Source organism: Gilliamella apis (assembly GCF_030758615.1).
Classification (GTDB): Bacteria; Pseudomonadota; Gammaproteobacteria; order Enterobacterales; family Orbaceae; genus Gilliamella; species Gilliamella apis_A.
The window spans coordinates 1209842-1226093 of the sequence record NZ_CP132381.1 but is presented as its reverse complement, the minus strand read 5'-3'; the positions used below and the strand labels follow the sequence as shown (position 1 = coordinate 1226093).

Here is a 16252-nt window from a genome sequence, read left to right as displayed (position 1 = left end):
TACTATTTCTTATTTGGGAATAAAGCTATGTATATTATTTATGGCATTAAAAATTGTAATACCATGAAAAAAGCATTTACTTGGCTTGATGAGCATCAAATTAATTATCAATTTCATAATTATAAAACTGATGGTTTATCAGCAGAACTATTAAACGATTTATTAAAATTAGTTGATTGGCAAAGTTTACTAAATACTCGAGGTACAACTTGGCGTAAACTGGATGAAGCACTGCGCGATCAAATTGATAATCAAGATGCTGCAATTAAAATTATGTTAGCCAACCCATCAATTTTAAAACGACCATTGCTTATTGATGGTAAACAAGCATTATTAGGCTTTTCTGAAGAAAGCTATTCACAATTTGTTAAACCTCAACAATAAAATAGAGATCACCATGACTGAACCCGTTATTGCCCTAACCAAAGCATTGATTGCTGAAAAATCAATAAGCCCTGATGACAAAAATTGCCAACAGATAATTATCGATCGTTTAAAACCACTCGGTTTTGTTATTGAAGAAGTCAATATCGGCAATACCAAAAACCTCTGGGCCTATCATGGTGACTCAACAGGAAAAACCTTGATGTTTGCCGGTCATACTGATGTTGTACCGGCTGGAGATGAAAGTAAATGGAACTGCCCTCCTTTTGAGCCAACTATTGATAAAAATGGCATATTGTATGGTCGTGGAGCTGCAGATATGAAAAGTGGTGTAGCTGCTATGGTTTGTGCTGCTGAATCATTTGTCAAAAAATACCCTGAACATGCTGGACGAGTCGCTTTCTTAATTACTTCAGACGAAGAAGCTGATGCCAGCGATGGTACGGTTAAAGTAGTTGATTTATTGATAAAACGCCAAGAACATATTGACTATTGTATTGTCGGTGAACCATCAAGTGATAGTGTGTTCGGCGATCAAATTAAAAATGGTCGACGAGGCTCTTTAACGGCAAATTTAGTCGTGCATGGTATTCAAGGCCATGTTGCTTATCCTCACCTTGCAGATAATCCTGTACATAGATTTGCACCAGTACTAAATGAGTTAGTCGCAACAGTGTGGGATAATGGTAATCAATATTTCCCTCAAACCACTATGCAAGTGGCTAACATTAATGGTGGAACTGGTGCTGAAAATGTCGTACCTGGTGAGTTATCCGTTCAATTCAACTTCCGTTATAGTAGTGAATTGACCGATGAAATGATTAAATCTAAAGTCGATGCTATTTTACAAAAACACAACTTAAATTATACCTTAAATTGGCGATTGTCTGGACAACCATTCTTAACTCCTCAAGGTGAACTGACCGACGCTACAGCTAGTGCCATCAAAGCATTTACACAGGTTGATACCAAACTATCAACCAGTGGCGGCACATCTGACGGCCGTTTTATTGCTAAATTGGGGTGTCAAGTCATTGAATTTGGAGTAATTAACAAAACCATTCATAAAGTAAATGAAAATGTTAATTGCCAAGATATCATTACATTACAAGCTATTTATATCGATATTTTAGAAAAATTGTTACTTGCTTAAATATTTGCTCAGTTAATTGATATTTGTGTGTTGTGTGAACCTGAATGACAATACACACATATTAGCTAAATAGTAGCAAACCTATAATGCTAAGGAGATAGTAATGGAATGGCTTAAAGATTACTGGTGGCTAATTATTATCGTGTTGATTGGAATTTTTATTAATACCATTAAAGCGCTAAATAAACTGAGTTATAAGGACTATTTAGAAAAAAAGAAAGGGATAAAACCTATCCCTTATAGTGATGATGAAGATGACGACTGGCCATCTCAACCTAAGCAAAACTAGTTTATCTATTGTCGAAAATCATGACTTTGACTAGTAAAGATAGCTTGGTGACGATAACGATCTACCCACATTGCTGTCGCACCACAAACCGCAATGGGCATAATAATTAAATTTAATAATGGCACCATGGTAAAGAAACTAATTAAAATGCCAAATAACAAATTATCCCCTCGATGTTGTTTTAATAATTGGCGCATACGCACAAAAGATACCTTATGATTATCAAATGCATAATCAGCATATTGAATATTGATCTGCCAAGCAGTAAATAAAAACCAAACTATTGGGGTAACTGATTGGCCTATGACCGGAATAAAATAACTCAGTAAAATCGGAATCGCCCACAACAAATAATTAGCTAACTTTTGTAGTTCCCGTTTTAAAATTCGAGGCAGATCTTTAATCAAACTGATCCATGAAGTATCTGGTGCCGGAATTCCGGTTAATTGTGCTTCAACCTGCTCAGCCAGCAATCCATTGAAAGGGGCAGCAATAATATTAGTGATAGTACTAAAAAAATAACAAAATAAGATCACCAAGGTTAAAATCACAATAAAACTGATAATATAACCTAACCAATGTAGCCAACTAGGTAAAAATGATAAACCCCAGTCGACCATGCCGGTAATTGAGACAAAGAACCAGTAAAAAAGTGCCGACATAATAATGATATTAGCAAGTAATGGTAAGAAAACAAACCTTTTTAGGCCGGGGCTAAATGCTAATGCCCATCCTTCAAGAAAATATTCAATACCGCTTTTCGGTTTTCGATTTTGATTAGGATTCGAATATTGATGATGCGATGGTTGTTCTAACATAGGTGTTGTCAAAATTTATTCCTTTTACTTTAATTTGGCGACATTTTAAACGTAGATTAAATTAGACAGCAATACACTTTACGCTTTTTAGTATTAAATTATTTTGTTTACATACAGTCAGGTTGGTTATTTGTGAACCAAGATTTGACTTCATGTTTAATTGACTTAATTAATTGATTACGGCCGGTTAATTGATATTGTTTTATTAATTCTGATTCACTAGTCTTTTGTTGCACTAATGCTTTAAGTAGTGGCATTGGTGTTTTACTATGGTTAACATTTGTATTAGCCAAACGACACAATGAAGCATAACAAGCTTCAAACGGTCGATGATAATCACAAAATCCTTGTAAAACTTGATAATCATCTAAAGATAAGTTTTGTTGATCATTGATTGTTAACAATTGATTAAACGGCAAATCGATAATATTCGCAAGCCAATAGGCATTACGTTGTAAACGCTGTACTAAACGTTGTGTTAGCAGATGACCTTGCTGAGTTATTGGCTTTATTGCCATCATAGAATAACTACCTGAATTCGCTTGTTTATGGCTAGCAATGTGTACCAATGCAAATCCACAAGCAAGCCAAAACTGATAATTTGCTTCACTATAAGCAAAACTAACCGAAATAAAATCATTATTATTTATGGATGCATGTTGATAAATATGTTGTACTAAATGTTTAGCTATCTTTTGACGTCGATAAGGTTCAATAACCGCAATACGGTTAATTCTAACCGACTTAAGTTTAGCTGCCAGTTTATCACCAGCATGAGCTACCAGTGATTGTGCAACCAAATTACCTTTAGGTCGGCGAGTACCTCGCCATACTTCATCAATTAGCTTATTTGGCAAATTTCCTTCATTAATTGTTACTGCTGCTGCAATAAGTTGTTCGGTATGATTGACTTGCCACACCGATAAATTTTCTGCATCAAATAACCTTCTTAAATCAACCAATGTTGTTTGATAATGCGCCATTTTCAATAAATAAAAAATTGATTTTAGCGCATCAATATCTTGCCTTTCAGTGATAGAATAGCTAATTGTATGTTCATCAATTTCCGATTTTATATCGCTAGTTGATACGCCATTGAGTAACAATTTATCAGTTAACCGTTCTAAATCATCGTTATCTTTCCAACGGATTGGTTTATCTAAATAAAATTGCCTAGTGGATTGTGTTTTTAATAACTTTAGTAAAAAACCTTGCCCAGTACCTTCATAACCTTCTACTGTGGTGGTCAGTAAAATTTTGCTTTGTTTAGACAATGCTAATTGCAATATTTTTTCTAGCATTGGTAATGGTATCATGGCAGCTTCATCAATAATTAACCAGTCAGGAAATTGATGTTCATTCATGACCATTAATTGATCAGGTGCGTAGAATGATATATCAGCCTCAGCAAACTGGAAAAAAGTAACTAATGCATTTTTATTAGGTGCTGTTACCCAACATCTCCGATGATGAGTAAACAGCCCTGCCAATGCTGATTTACCTCGGCCTCGTTTTGCTATTAATATATTTAGTAAACTATCACTTTGCAATAATTGTGTTAGCACTATTTGCTGTTGAGTTACATCGCCATCTTGATTTTCCAAGGATTGGATAATTGGCATATCAACATGTGCAAATTCCAGCAATGTTTGCTGTAAATGACGAATAAAATTAGGTACCATAATTGGCGTGGTTGATTCATTCCAACGTAAACTATCTTGATCAAGCCAATTAGAATAACTTTCAGGTAGAAGTAAAATAAGGACACTATTTTTAATTAAGGTACCAGTTAACATAGCAAAAGCATCAAGATTAAAACCGTCAGTGGCATCAAAAATAGCATGCTTAAACTCTTGTCCAAGTAAAGATTTAGCTTGATTTGGATTAATATAATGGTGAATAACATTTGGTAAATCAGTCTGCGTAGTGACCGTTACCCAATCACCAGGAAACTGATTAATTATAGCGTTAATTTGATTAAATAATTGGGTACGACAACCTTGTAACACCCATAGTTTTCTGGTGCTAGTAGGATTAATCATCAATTAACTTTTTCCAATTAATAGTGACAATATACCAGCTGCAATTAATGGTCCAACTGGCACACCTTTGAAAAAAGCAACCCCAATCAAGGTACCAATAATTAAACCATTAACAATAGTAGGATGAGCGCCAATTAATGATATCCCTCGAGTACCTAACCATGACACTAAAATACCAACTAAAATGGCTAAAATTGATTGCCAAGAGGTAAATGATTTTAAAATTTCGTTGATTTTTAATGAACCATCAGCCAAAGGAACCATCATTGCTGCAGTTAAGATAACAATACCAATGGTTAAGCCATATTGATTTAAGAACGGAAAATAGCTTGCTAGTGGTGTTAATTTAAATAACAACAGCAACAATACCGCAAAGGTCACTGTGTTATTATGCGTAACATAACACAGTGCAGCTAAACCTAATAAAAGAAAAAAAGAGATATCAAATTGGGCAAACATTAAAGTGGAACACCAATACGTTTGGCAACCTCTTCATAAGCCTCAATGACACCGCCAAGTCCTTGACGGAAGCGATCTTTATCCATTTTTTTCAAGGTTTCTTTTTCCCATAAGCGACAACCATCTGGAGAGAACTCATCACCTAAAGTAATTTCACCCTTGAATAAACCAAACTCTAACTTGTAATCAACCAGAATCAAGCCGGCTTTATCGAACAACTCGGTTAAAACAGCGTTGATTTTAAAGCTAAGTTCCTTCATGGTAGCTAACTGTTCGTCAGTTGCCCAGCCAAATGATTTACAGTGTGACTCATTAACCATTGGGTCATGTAGTGCATCATTTTTTAAGAATAGTTCAAATGTTGGTGGATTAAGGATTTTGCCCTCTTCAACCCCTAAACGCTTAACTAATGAACCAGCTGCACGGTTACGCACCACACATTCAACTGGAACCATATCAAGTTTTTTAACCAGTACTTCATTGTCTGATAATAGGGCTTCAACCTGAGTTGGTATACCTGCTTCACGTAACTTTGTCATAATAAAATAGTTAAATTTATTATTTACCATCCCTTTACGATCTAACTGCTCAATGCGCAGTCCATCAAAGGCCGACGTATCATTACGGAATTCAAGAATCAATAGATCAGGGTTGTCAGTGGTGTAAACAGTTTTTGCTTTACCACGATAAAGCTCAGCCAACTTCTTCATGTTTATAACCTTATATCAAATTGCCAATAAATAATTAAGGAGCTATTCGCCCCTTAATTTCAAATCAAGTATAGTCACCTTATTGTATAATCTTTCATTATAGTATCAATAAAGGTAACCAAAAGTTACTCCACTATTGGGTTAAAATAGCCTTTGTACCGTTTTAACTCGTGTAGATGATAGATTCTCGGAACGTTAAATTAGCGATCATTTCTGATGCCATCGCGAATATCATCTTTAAGGTCTTCTTTCAGCGCTTTATTTGGATCTGATTCTTTATCATCTTTTTTATCTTCATCTGTTTTTTCTTTAACCGGTACAGTTCGTAGCGACTCAGGGGCGACATCATCCATTATTTGATTAAATAATCCAACAGCATAACGCTGAACTTCGATCGGTTGTGACATAAGATCTTCATTACCGCGCGTTAATGTATGTAACACAATAGTAATTGTTTCTGTTTCACCTAATATTTGACGTTTAAAAATATATGATACATCGACCGGTTGTTGTTCGTCTCCTCGAGCAATAACAGCATTACCTGTTTTAATGGTATTATTGTCACTTGCAACGATTGAAATATTTTGCTTAGCCAATGTGTTTGGGATACTGTTCCAAACACCACTACTAATCGGTGCGTTAAATGTTACTGTAGCATTGTTATAAATAGCAAATGCTTCATCAACTGTTGTAATCGGCACCGTTGGTGGACGAATGTCAAGATGTTTACCTAATGCACCTTCAATATCACTATTATCAATATAGAAGTCACCGGCTTCAATTGGTACAGAAACCCCTTCTGGAATAACTAACGCTTTTAAGGATGGTGAATTAAGGTAGTCTTCATTACCATCAATCTCTCGTTTATAATTTTGATCACTACTACAGCCAACAAGAAATATAGAAGCAAATGCAGATATAATAGCTATTCTTTTAAAGGCATTGCTTTTTAATACAGTTTTATTCAACATAAATTCCTGCTTATAAATTAAGGGTTATAGTCAATATTACAGTAAATTAGCATCTTTTAATGCTTGCTCAACTACCGGAATGGCTGAATCACTTAATGGTACTAATGGTAAACGAATTGTTCCATTTGCCATTAAACCTAATCTGGTGCAAGCCCATTTTGCTGGAGTTGGATTAGGTTCAATGAATAAATTTGTATGTAATGCCATTAAAGTATCATTTAAAGCTCGAGCCTGTTGAATTTGATTATTAATTGCCAACTCATAAACCGTCGCTACTTGTTTAGCTGCCACATTAGCAGTAACTGAAATAACACCATTACCCCCTAAAATAATGAAGTCTAAGAAAGTTGCATCATCGCCACTTAATAACTTAAATTCATCACCAACCAATTTACGAGTTTTGTATACACGTGAAAGATCGCCTGTTGCATCCTTCAACGCCACAATATTTTTAATTTCCGCTAATCGACCTACAGTTTCCGGCTTAATATCACTACAGGTTCGACCTGGTACATTATAAAGAATTTGTGGTAATTCGGTATTTTCTGCGATAGCTTTGAAATGTTGGTATAGTCCTTCTTGGGTTGGTTTATTATAATAAGGAGCTACTGTTAAACAGCCTACCACACCAATATTTTCAACTTGACGAGTTAATTCGATCGCTTCTTTAGTAGCATTTGAACCAGTTCCAGCAATAATATCAATACGCCCATCAGAATAATCAATTGTGCGTTTAATAACATCAATATGTTCATGATGATTGAGTGTAGCTGATTCGCCAGTAGTTCCTACTGATACAATAGCAGATGTGCCATTTTCAATATGATATTCGACCAATTTTTTTAAGCTTACATGGTCGACATTTCCTTTCGTATCCATTGGAGTAACAAGTGCGACCAGACTTCCTGTAAACATAAAGCGACCTCTCATATTTTTTGTTTGTCAAAACAACTTAAAGATTAAAAAAACTGCGAATAAGTATGCGATATTTCTTATTTAAATTCAACATTTGTTATGCAGGATTATCAATATCGACAAAAATAATTTCTAAGTCATAGTGATTAGATAACCATTCACCTAATTTTTTGATACCACAACGCTCAGTTGCATGATGACCAGCGGCATAAAAATTAATACCATATTCACGAGCGATATGAATAGTACGTTCCGATACTTCACCGGTAAAAAAGGCATCAATGCCTTGTTGAGCTGCCGATTCAATAAAATCTTGACCACCACCACTACACCATGCCACTCGATTAATTACAGTTGGCGCATTATCACCACAAAACAGCACTGAACGTTGACCATTATGTAATTTTTGTTCAAGTTTTTGTTTAAACTCTAACGCTGTAAGTGGATTGTTTAAAGTGCCTGTGAATAATAGATCGGTTATGTCTTCACGCATATCAACTGTAATATCCAACATTTGCCCTAGCAATACATTATTACCTAAAACAGGATGACCATCTAATGGCAGATGATAACTATATAAATTAATATCATGTTTGAGTAAGGTTTTCATTCGATGATATTTAATCCCAGTAATAGTTTGTGGTTCATTCTTCCAAAAATAACCATGATGAACCAACACAGCATCAGCATTAAGTTCCACTGCTTTATCTAACAATAATTGACAAGCTGTAACTCCTGTCACAATTTTTTTAACTTCCGATCGTCCTTGAACCTGTAATCCATTTGGTGCATAGTCACGATATCTTGTCACTTGCAATTCATTATTGATGATTTGTTGAAGTTCAAATTGATGCAAAATAACCTCACTTTTTAAATTTAACCCGCTCTATGTATGAAAAACTCAGATGGAATCAAACAATTTGAATTAATTAAACTTTTTTCACACAAAAAACTAACTAACGACTTTCTAATTATAGTCGCTTTCTCAAAATATCTCACGTATATTATCGAAAAATAGATTTCGATTTAACTACTGAAATTTATATTATACAGACATTGATATAAAGGATTTATGAAACAATGAAAACTCTCGGTGAATTTATTATTGAAAAGCAATCGGAATTCCCTCATGCCCCTGGGGAATTAACTGCATTTATTTTAAGCGTTAAGGCTATTTAAGTGATTAAATCAATCTAGATAATACCCACTATTTATAGTTAAATATAAAGAGTAATAAATAGATAAATGAGTTAGATAACAGATTGAGATTTCTTGTCAATTTTAGATAAGTTTAATCATTATATTCAAATTAATCGCAATAATTATTCCGTATAAAAAAACAATATATAACTAAATTCTAAATTTACTAAATTTACTAAATTTTATAAAAATATTAATAGTTCTAATGTATGAATTGATTGTTATTTAAACCCTTTAGCAAGACAATAAAATACTCATAAATAAAAAATAACATAAGCAATCTAGGCAAAACTTTCATCCAAAACACTTTAAGTTTCTTACAATTCAACGTTTAATCTAAGTAAACAGTTAAAAATTACGGTTAATCTAGTCGAAATAAGCAAAAACTGGCATAATAGTCAATAATTTTTGCCAAAATAAGACAATGTATTGTGCCAAACGCTAAATTATGTGAACGCTTTCGTGGTTTCTATCCTGTTGTAATTGATATTGAAACATCAGGCTTTGATCCTAATCAAAATGCAATTTTAGAAATTGCAGCTATTACATTGAAAATGGATGAAGAGGGCTTTTTAGCACCAGATGAAACGCTACAATTCAATGTAAAACCATTTGAAAATGCAATTTTAGAACCGACAGCTTTAGCATTTAATGGTATTGATCCTGATAATCCGTTACGTGATGCAGTTGATGAAAAAATAGCATTAGAAGCGATATTTAAACTTGTAAGAAATGGTATTAAGGCCAATGACTGTACCCGAGCAGTTATTGTTGCTCATAATGCTCATTTCGACCATAGTTTTTTAATGGCTGCATCTGAACGAGCAGGCATCAAACGCAATCCTTTTCATCCTTTTGCTACCTTTGACACGGCTTCGCTTAGTGGATTAGTGTTTGGTCAGACTGTCCTTGCAAAAGCGTGTGAAGCAGCTGAAATGCCATTCGATCATAAACAAGCCCATAGTGCCTTATATGATACCGAAAAAACAGCCATTTTATTTTGTGAAATTGTTAATCGCTTTAAACGACTTGGCGGTTGGCCATTACCGCATAACGAGCAGCAAGCTAAAGCAGACACTGAGCAGCCATAAGACTAAATGGCAAAGTCAAAATTATAAATAAAAAAGAGAGTTGCGAACTCTCTTTTTTACATACAAAATAAACAATTATGGTTTATGTTTTTCAGCAGTCTGTTTGATCAAGGTCTGCAATTCACCAGTCTGAAACATTTCTAACATAATGTCACAACCACCGACTAATTCACCTTCAACCCAAAGTTGCGGGAAAGTTGGCCAATTAGCATATTTTGGTAATTCAGCTCGAATATCGGGATTTTGTAAAATATCCACATAGGCAAAAGGTACACCACATTGTGATAATACTTGTACCGCTTGAGCTGAAAATCCACAACTTGGTAATTTGGGTGACCCTTTCATATAAAGAATAATCGGATTTTCATCGATTTGCTTTTTAATCTTATCAAGTGTGGTTAATTCAGTTGTCATTAGGTTGATTCCTTAATATGTCATAACAATAAAGATACTATTTTAACGTAGAATAAAGTCAAGTTATATAGATTTATTTGTTTACTTTGATAGAAAAATATCAATTATGAGAGCCCTTATTTCATAACTTTTTCGTTTAAAAAAGTGCACTCCTCAAAATTTTTTGAATAACTAATATCAACTATTAACTTTGTTATAAGAAAAAAATATAACTATATATGAATATATTATTTAACAGCTAAATTAAGTTTTTATATTATAATCACTTGCTTCATAATTTTAATAAATAAAAAAACAATGCATAAATTAGCCAATCGACTCGATCACTTTTCTGATTCGGTTATCCGTCGGATGACTCGGATCGCTAATCAATATCAAGCAATCAATTTATCTCAGGGGTTTCCTGATTTTGACCCACCTAAATCTTTAATTGATGCATTAAAACAAGCTGCGGATGATGGTCCTCATCAATATGAAATTACGTGGGGTTCAGCTGAATTTCGACGTTTGTTAGCTAAAAAACAACAAAAATTAATGAATATTGATATCAATCCAGATGAAAATGTGCTGGTAACATGTGGTAGTACCGAAGCAATGATGTGTGCGGTAATGACGGTCTGTAATCCGAAAGATAAAGTTATTATCTTTTCACCTTTTTACGAAAACTACGGGGCAGACGCGATTCTATCCGATGCTACCCCAATTTATGTACCGCTAATTCCACCAACATTCGAATTTGATAAGCAACAACTTCGACAAGCTTTTGAACAAGGAGCTAAAGCTTTAATTTTATGTAATCCTAGCAATCCTTGTGGCAAGGTATTTACCAAAGCAGAACTTGACTATATTAGCCAACTAGCTATTGAGTTTGATGCTTTCATTATTACCGATGAAGTTTATGAGCATATGGTTTATGCACCGCATCAACATCTTTATTTAGCCAATTTCCCTAATATGAAAGAGCGAACAATTTGCTGTAGCTCACTATCGAAAACATATTCGATAACTGGTTGGCGACTTGGATATATTATTGCTGATAAGAAAATTATTGACGGTTGTAAGATGATTCATGATTTTCTTACCGTTGGTGCTGCAGCACCATTACAAAAAGCAGCTTGTGCAGGATTAGCCTTAGGTGAAGATTATTACCAACAGTTAATCCAAACCTATACTGATAAACGTCATTTATTTTTAAGTGGATTAGATGACATAGGACTTACATATTATGAACCTCAAGGTGCTTATTATGTATTAGTTGATATTTCAGAGATTAATCCTTTTAATACCGATTTTGAATTTTGTGAATGGTTAATCAGAGAGGTGGGTGTAGCTGCCGTACCAGGCTCCGCCTTTTTTAAGCACCCTGAATATCGCTATATTCGCTTCCATTTTGCAAAACAAGAACCAACGCTAATTGCAGCTTTAGAAAGATTATCCAAACTCAAGGAAAAATTATCATGTTTAAAAAACTAATTGTGGCTAGTTTAGCTATTTTATCGTCTCTAATTGTCTTAACTGGTTGTGACAATGCTAAGAAAGAAAATCAAATTACGGTAGGTGTTGCCGCTGGGCCATATGGAGATATGTTTAAACAAGCTATCGCACCAAGTCTTGAAAAGAAAGGTTATCAAGTAGAAATTCGTGAATTTAGCGATTATGTCCAACCAAACTTAGCACTAGCCAATAAAGAGATTGATGTTAATTTGTTTCAACATTTAACTTACCTTAATAACTTTAAACAAGCACGCAATTTAGATATCACTGCTGTTGGCTTTGTACCAACTGCTGGCGCTGGAATTTATTCAAATAAAATTACTGATTTTTCACAGTTAAAACAGGGTGATCAAGTCACGATAGCTAACGACGTAACTAATGAAGCTCGGGCATTACGCATTTTAGAAGCCGCTGGATTAATTAAGCTCGATCCAAATGTAGATAAAAATAATCTCACCCCTAACAACGTAATCGAAAATCGTTATGGATTAAATATTGTACCAATTGAAGCACCACAAACACCACGTTCTTTAGATAGCGCTGTATTATCAGTAGTCAATGGCAATTATGCGATTGGTGCTGGGTTAGATCTTTCAAAAGCGCTTTATCAAGAAGTATTAGATAAAGATCTCAAAAATGTTATTGCGATTCGCAGTGAATCTAAAGATAAATTAGGCAAAGACATTATTGAAGTACTTAAATCACCAGAATTTGCTCAAGTGATTAATGATAAAAATGGTATTTTCTATACCTTCCAAAAACCAGATTATCAATTATTTTAATTATGCAAACTAACCCATTAATTCAGGTAAAAGATGTTTCGGTAAGATTCGAAGCAAACCAGCAAGTGATTGAAGCCGTAAAAAAGGTCTCATTTGATGTAAATCAAGGCGAGATCTTCGGTATTATCGGATCGAGCGGTGCAGGCAAAAGTACATTAGTAAGAACGCTTAATCGGCTTGCAGATCCCTCTTCCGGACAAATCATTATCAATGGCGTTAACATAAAAACCTTGCGCGGTCGTCAACTGCAAGCATTTCGTTTTCAAGTTGGGATGATTTTTCAAAACTTTAATTTAGCGTCATCGAAAACTGTCTATGAAAATATTGCATTTGTGCTTAAAGCTGCCGGAAAAAAAGGTGATGCGGTAAAAAGTAGAGTCAACGAATTGCTTACTTTAGTTGGGTTAAGCGATAAGGCTAATGCCTACCCTGCCGAACTCAGTGGTGGGCAAAAGCAGCGAGTTGGCATTGCTAGAGCGCTTGCCAATGATGCAAAAATTCTATTGTGTGACGAAGCGACAAGCGCATTAGATCCAACTACCACTAGCGCAATACTTGATTTATTAAAAGAGCTCAATCAAAAATTTTCATTGACCATAGTACTAATTACTCATGAAATTGATGTGGTTAAAAAGATCTGTCATCGAGTTGCGGTGATGTCACAAGGCGAAATAGTGGAAATGAACACTACGTTCAATCTTTTTGCCGGCCCTAAACAGCCCTTCACGCAAGAATTTCTCAATATTGATGAAAACACTCATTTACCAGATATCATCAAACAAAATGCCAAAGGTAAATTAGTGCGTTTGCGATATATTAACGAAAACACTACCCAACCAATACTATATCAATCAGCAATTGAAACGCAAGTGGCATTCAATATTTTACATGGTTTTATTGAGTATTTTGATAATCAAGCGTTAGGTAATTTGGTGATCGAAATTATTGGGGAAACAGATAATATTCAAAATCTGATAACAAAGTTAGCACAGCAAGAAGTTATTATTGAGGAAATAAATTAATGATAAAGCTCACCATTGCCGAAATGGCGCAAATGTTATGGCAAGCAGCTTACGAAACATTTATCATGGTAAGTTGGTCATTATTAGCTGGTCTAATATTTGGTACACTCATAGGTTTATTGCTGTTTTTAATGTCAAATCAATTCTTTTTCAAAAACAGAATTATCAATAGTATCGCTAATTTTATCATCAATGCCACTCGTTCAATTCCTTTTTTGATTTTAATGGTTACCGTACTACCTTTGGGAGCGTTACTCGTCGGCACGACTGTAGGCCCCAAAGCGGTAATTTTCCCTCTTTCACTTGCAGCTATCGCATTTTATGCTAGGTTAGCTGAAAATGCATTTAGTCAAATAGATAAAGGGGTGATAGAAGCAGCGGTAGCAAGTGGTGCATCGCATATCCGCATTATATTCGGTATTTTATTTCCAGAAGCGATGGCACAATTGATTCGACACGCAACGGTTACCACCATTTCGCTTATTAGTTTTAGCTCAATGGCTGGGGTTGTTGGCGGTGGTGGTATTGGGGATTTAGCCATTCGTTATGGGTATCAACGCTATGTAACCGAAATCCTCATTTTATGTATTATTATTCTTATTTTTATTGTGATGGTGATTCAATACCTTGGTGACAAGTTAGCTAATCACTTCGATAAAAGTTATAAATAGTTGGTAATTCAGCATGAACAAACTCACAGACATTATTACAGATCCTAAACGTATCATTGCAAAAAATGCGATCCCACCATCACATCTAACTGATGGTTTAAAATTAAAATATGGCTATGCCGATATATTAGTCTACCCCAAAACCACAGCAGAAGTAGCTGCGATTGTTAAATACGCTAATACCAATAATCTTAATATTACCACTCGTGGTGCTGGTACTAACTTAGTCGGCTCGACTATTCCTAATGGCGGTATTATTCTTGATTTATCTTTAATGAATCATATTGTGGAACTGGACAAGCAAACATTCACCGTTACCGTACAATCGGGTATTTTACTGCAAGACCTACAACAGTTTGTTGAAAAACATGACCTTTTTTATCCGCCTGATCCGGGCGCTAAAAATGCCACCATTGGCGGAAATATTAGTACTAATGCAGGTGGTATGCGGGCAGTAAAATATGGTGTAACTCGAGATTATGTGCAAGCAATTGAAGTTGTAATGGCTAATGGTAGTGTGTTAAATATTGGTAGTAAAAATGTTAAAGACAACACTGGACTAGCCTTAAAACATCTCTTTATTGGCAGTGAAGGTACCTTAGGTATCATCACGCAATGTACTTTAAAACTGATAGCTAAACCAAAAGTATCACAAACATTTATTGTTGGTTTTAATACTATTGAACAAGCCATTAGTAGTATTACCACCGTGCTACATACCCTTACGCCGACTGCATTGGAGTTTGTTGAACGTAAAGTCGCACAATGGGGCGAACGGTATTCTGGTTTTAAATTCCCGCTACCAAATAGCCAAGCTTATCTAATTATTATGCTTGATGGTTCCGATCTACAAACCATTGAACAACTACGCAAACTGCTATTAACTAATTTAGGCGATTGTGACTATTTTGTTGCCGAAGATAATAATCAAACTAATCAAATCTGGACGATTCGAGGTTCGTTAGTACGTGCAGTTGAAGCAATAACAGAACAAGATCCAATCGATATAGTGGTACCAATAAATCGCATTAGCGATTTCATTAATTTCACCAAACAACTAGAAACACAAACCCACATGCGTATGTTAGCCTTTGGTCACGCTGGCGATGGTAACATTCATCTATGCATTTTACGTGATAATCGTGATGACAAACAATGGCAATCTGATCTGCAAAATGTTCACCAAGCGCTTTATCAAAAATGTCTTGAATTAGGAGGATTGCCTTCTGCGGAACATGGCATCGGAACGGCGAAAGTAAGTTATTACAATGCTGCAATTCCTGAAGCAAATCGCCAATTAATGCGTACAATTAAACAACAGTTTGATCCTAAAAATTTACTGAATAATCAAGTTTATATGACTGTAGTTTAAGTTTACTAATATTAATATTCTGACAATTTATATTAGATGTAATGATCTAAATCAGAATTAAAACGCTTTATAACCGTTTTAATTATTTCATAGACAAATTTGAGAACAGGGTTTTTTAAATTCTAAAAATCCCTTTTAATTAATGATTAAAAAGACTAAGTAACTATTCACTAATAAGTTGCTTATCTTTTATATAAAAATTTGATATCTAACCTAATATCTGTTGCTGACAGAAATTTTTATATAATCATTAAAAACACATCTACTTCTTATCAGTTAGGTAATTATCTATCCAACACGTTGACAAAAATTAATTCTTTTTGTTCGTTGAACTGAGTGGAACTTATTAGTCTACACTATGTTTTAATCATAAAAATAATTAGAAATAATTCTATTTGATTGAATACTTAAGAGGATAAATTTGTTGCCAGTTTTTTCACTAGCAACAGTGGTAAGTAATTACTG

Annotated in this window: 17 protein-coding genes; 9 read left to right on the top strand and 8 right to left on the bottom strand. The window is 34.6% G+C overall.

Features of this window, described 5'->3' with window-relative positions; all coding sequences use genetic code 11:
* The first annotated feature begins 27 nt into the window (after positions 1 to 27).
* From RAM17_RS05625 to RAM17_RS05615, 3 genes are all read left to right on the top strand, one after another.
* Positions 28 to 384 carry an ArsC family reductase gene (locus RAM17_RS05625; RefSeq protein ID WP_110448168.1) on the top strand — a complete coding sequence of 119 codons (357 nt, stop codon included), beginning with the start codon at positions 28 to 30 and terminating at the stop codon, positions 382 to 384.
* A gap of 13 nt (positions 385 to 397) precedes the next feature.
* Positions 398 to 1537 (top strand): succinyl-diaminopimelate desuccinylase, encoded by a 1140-nt coding sequence (gene dapE / locus RAM17_RS05620; RefSeq protein WP_110448169.1) that lies wholly within the window; start codon positions 398 to 400, stop codon positions 1535 to 1537.
* Between the two features lie 103 nt (positions 1538 to 1640).
* Entirely contained in the window at positions 1641 to 1826 is a 186-nt protein-coding gene (locus RAM17_RS05615) for a YpfN family protein (RefSeq protein ID WP_110448170.1), read from the top strand.
* A gap of 5 nt (positions 1827 to 1831) precedes the next feature.
* Here the strand turns inward: RAM17_RS05615 and cysZ are convergent, their stop codons facing one another.
* The 7 genes from cysZ to RAM17_RS05580 form a co-directional block, all read right to left on the bottom strand.
* Positions 1832 to 2644: a sulfate transporter CysZ gene (gene cysZ / locus RAM17_RS05610; RefSeq protein WP_110448388.1), complete on the bottom strand. Its 813-nt coding sequence runs from the start codon at positions 2642 to 2644 to the stop codon at positions 1832 to 1834.
* Positions 2645 to 2751: 107 nt separating this feature from the next.
* Positions 2752 to 4686: a tRNA(Met) cytidine acetyltransferase TmcA gene (locus RAM17_RS05605; RefSeq protein WP_146208337.1), complete on the bottom strand. Its 1935-nt coding sequence runs from the start codon at positions 4684 to 4686 to the stop codon at positions 2752 to 2754.
* 3 nt (positions 4687 to 4689) lie between these two features.
* A complete protein-coding gene (locus tag RAM17_RS05600; RefSeq protein WP_110448172.1) occupies positions 4690 to 5145 on the bottom strand; it encodes a DUF441 domain-containing protein in 456 nt (151 codons plus the stop codon).
* Positions 5145 to 5855 carry a phosphoribosylaminoimidazolesuccinocarboxamide synthase gene (purC, locus tag RAM17_RS05595; RefSeq protein WP_110448173.1) on the bottom strand — a complete coding sequence of 237 codons (711 nt, stop codon included), beginning with the start codon at positions 5853 to 5855 and terminating at the stop codon, positions 5145 to 5147. The genes RAM17_RS05600 and purC overlap by 1 nt, the downstream gene beginning before the upstream one ends.
* 200 nt (positions 5856 to 6055) lie before the next feature.
* Positions 6056 to 6826, bottom strand: a complete 771-nt coding sequence (gene bamC / locus RAM17_RS05590) for an outer membrane protein assembly factor BamC (protein ID WP_110448174.1) — start codon at positions 6824 to 6826, stop codon at positions 6056 to 6058.
* 36 nt (positions 6827 to 6862) lie between these two features.
* The gene (gene dapA, locus RAM17_RS05585) at positions 6863 to 7741 is read right to left on the bottom strand and encodes a 4-hydroxy-tetrahydrodipicolinate synthase (protein WP_110448175.1); all 879 of its coding nucleotides are present in this window, start codon (positions 7739 to 7741) and stop codon (positions 6863 to 6865) included.
* A 97-nt stretch (positions 7742 to 7838) separates the two neighbouring features.
* Positions 7839 to 8597, bottom strand: coding sequence for a Nif3-like dinuclear metal center hexameric protein (locus RAM17_RS05580; RefSeq protein ID WP_110448176.1), 759 nt, complete (start codon positions 8595 to 8597; stop codon positions 7839 to 7841).
* Positions 8598 to 9372: 775 nt separating this feature from the next.
* On the opposite strand from RAM17_RS05580, the gene rnt reads away from it, so the two are divergent.
* The gene (rnt, locus tag RAM17_RS05575; protein ID WP_220000087.1) at positions 9373 to 10032 is read left to right on the top strand and encodes a ribonuclease T; all 660 of its coding nucleotides are present in this window, start codon (positions 9373 to 9375) and stop codon (positions 10030 to 10032) included.
* A 75-nt stretch (positions 10033 to 10107) separates the two neighbouring features.
* Here the strand turns inward: rnt and RAM17_RS05570 are convergent, their stop codons facing one another.
* Entirely contained in the window at positions 10108 to 10446 is a 339-nt protein-coding gene (locus RAM17_RS05570) for a Grx4 family monothiol glutaredoxin (protein ID WP_086364562.1), read from the bottom strand.
* Between the two features lie 297 nt (positions 10447 to 10743).
* Between RAM17_RS05570 and RAM17_RS05565 the strand changes: the two genes are divergently transcribed.
* Genes RAM17_RS05565 through RAM17_RS05545 form a run of 5 tightly spaced genes read left to right on the top strand, consistent with a single transcriptional unit; the run spans position 10744 to position 15787 of the window.
* Positions 10744 to 11919, top strand: coding sequence for a pyridoxal phosphate-dependent aminotransferase (locus RAM17_RS05565; RefSeq protein WP_110448178.1), 1176 nt, complete (start codon positions 10744 to 10746; stop codon positions 11917 to 11919).
* A complete protein-coding gene (locus tag RAM17_RS05560) occupies positions 11904 to 12722 on the top strand; it encodes a MetQ/NlpA family ABC transporter substrate-binding protein (protein ID WP_110448179.1) in 819 nt (272 codons plus the stop codon). The genes RAM17_RS05565 and RAM17_RS05560 overlap by 16 nt, the downstream gene beginning before the upstream one ends.
* Positions 12723 to 12724: 2 nt before the next feature.
* Positions 12725 to 13744, top strand: a complete 1020-nt coding sequence (locus RAM17_RS05555; RefSeq protein WP_110448180.1) for a methionine ABC transporter ATP-binding protein — start codon at positions 12725 to 12727, stop codon at positions 13742 to 13744.
* On the top strand, positions 13744 to 14415 hold the full coding sequence (locus tag RAM17_RS05550; protein WP_366939966.1) for a methionine ABC transporter permease: 672 nt from the start codon (positions 13744 to 13746) through the stop codon (positions 14413 to 14415). The genes RAM17_RS05555 and RAM17_RS05550 overlap by 1 nt, the downstream gene beginning before the upstream one ends.
* Positions 14416 to 14428: 13 nt before the next feature.
* The gene (locus RAM17_RS05545; protein WP_110448181.1) at positions 14429 to 15787 is read left to right on the top strand and encodes an FAD-binding oxidoreductase; all 1359 of its coding nucleotides are present in this window, start codon (positions 14429 to 14431) and stop codon (positions 15785 to 15787) included.
* Positions 15788 to 16252 lie beyond the last annotated feature (465 nt).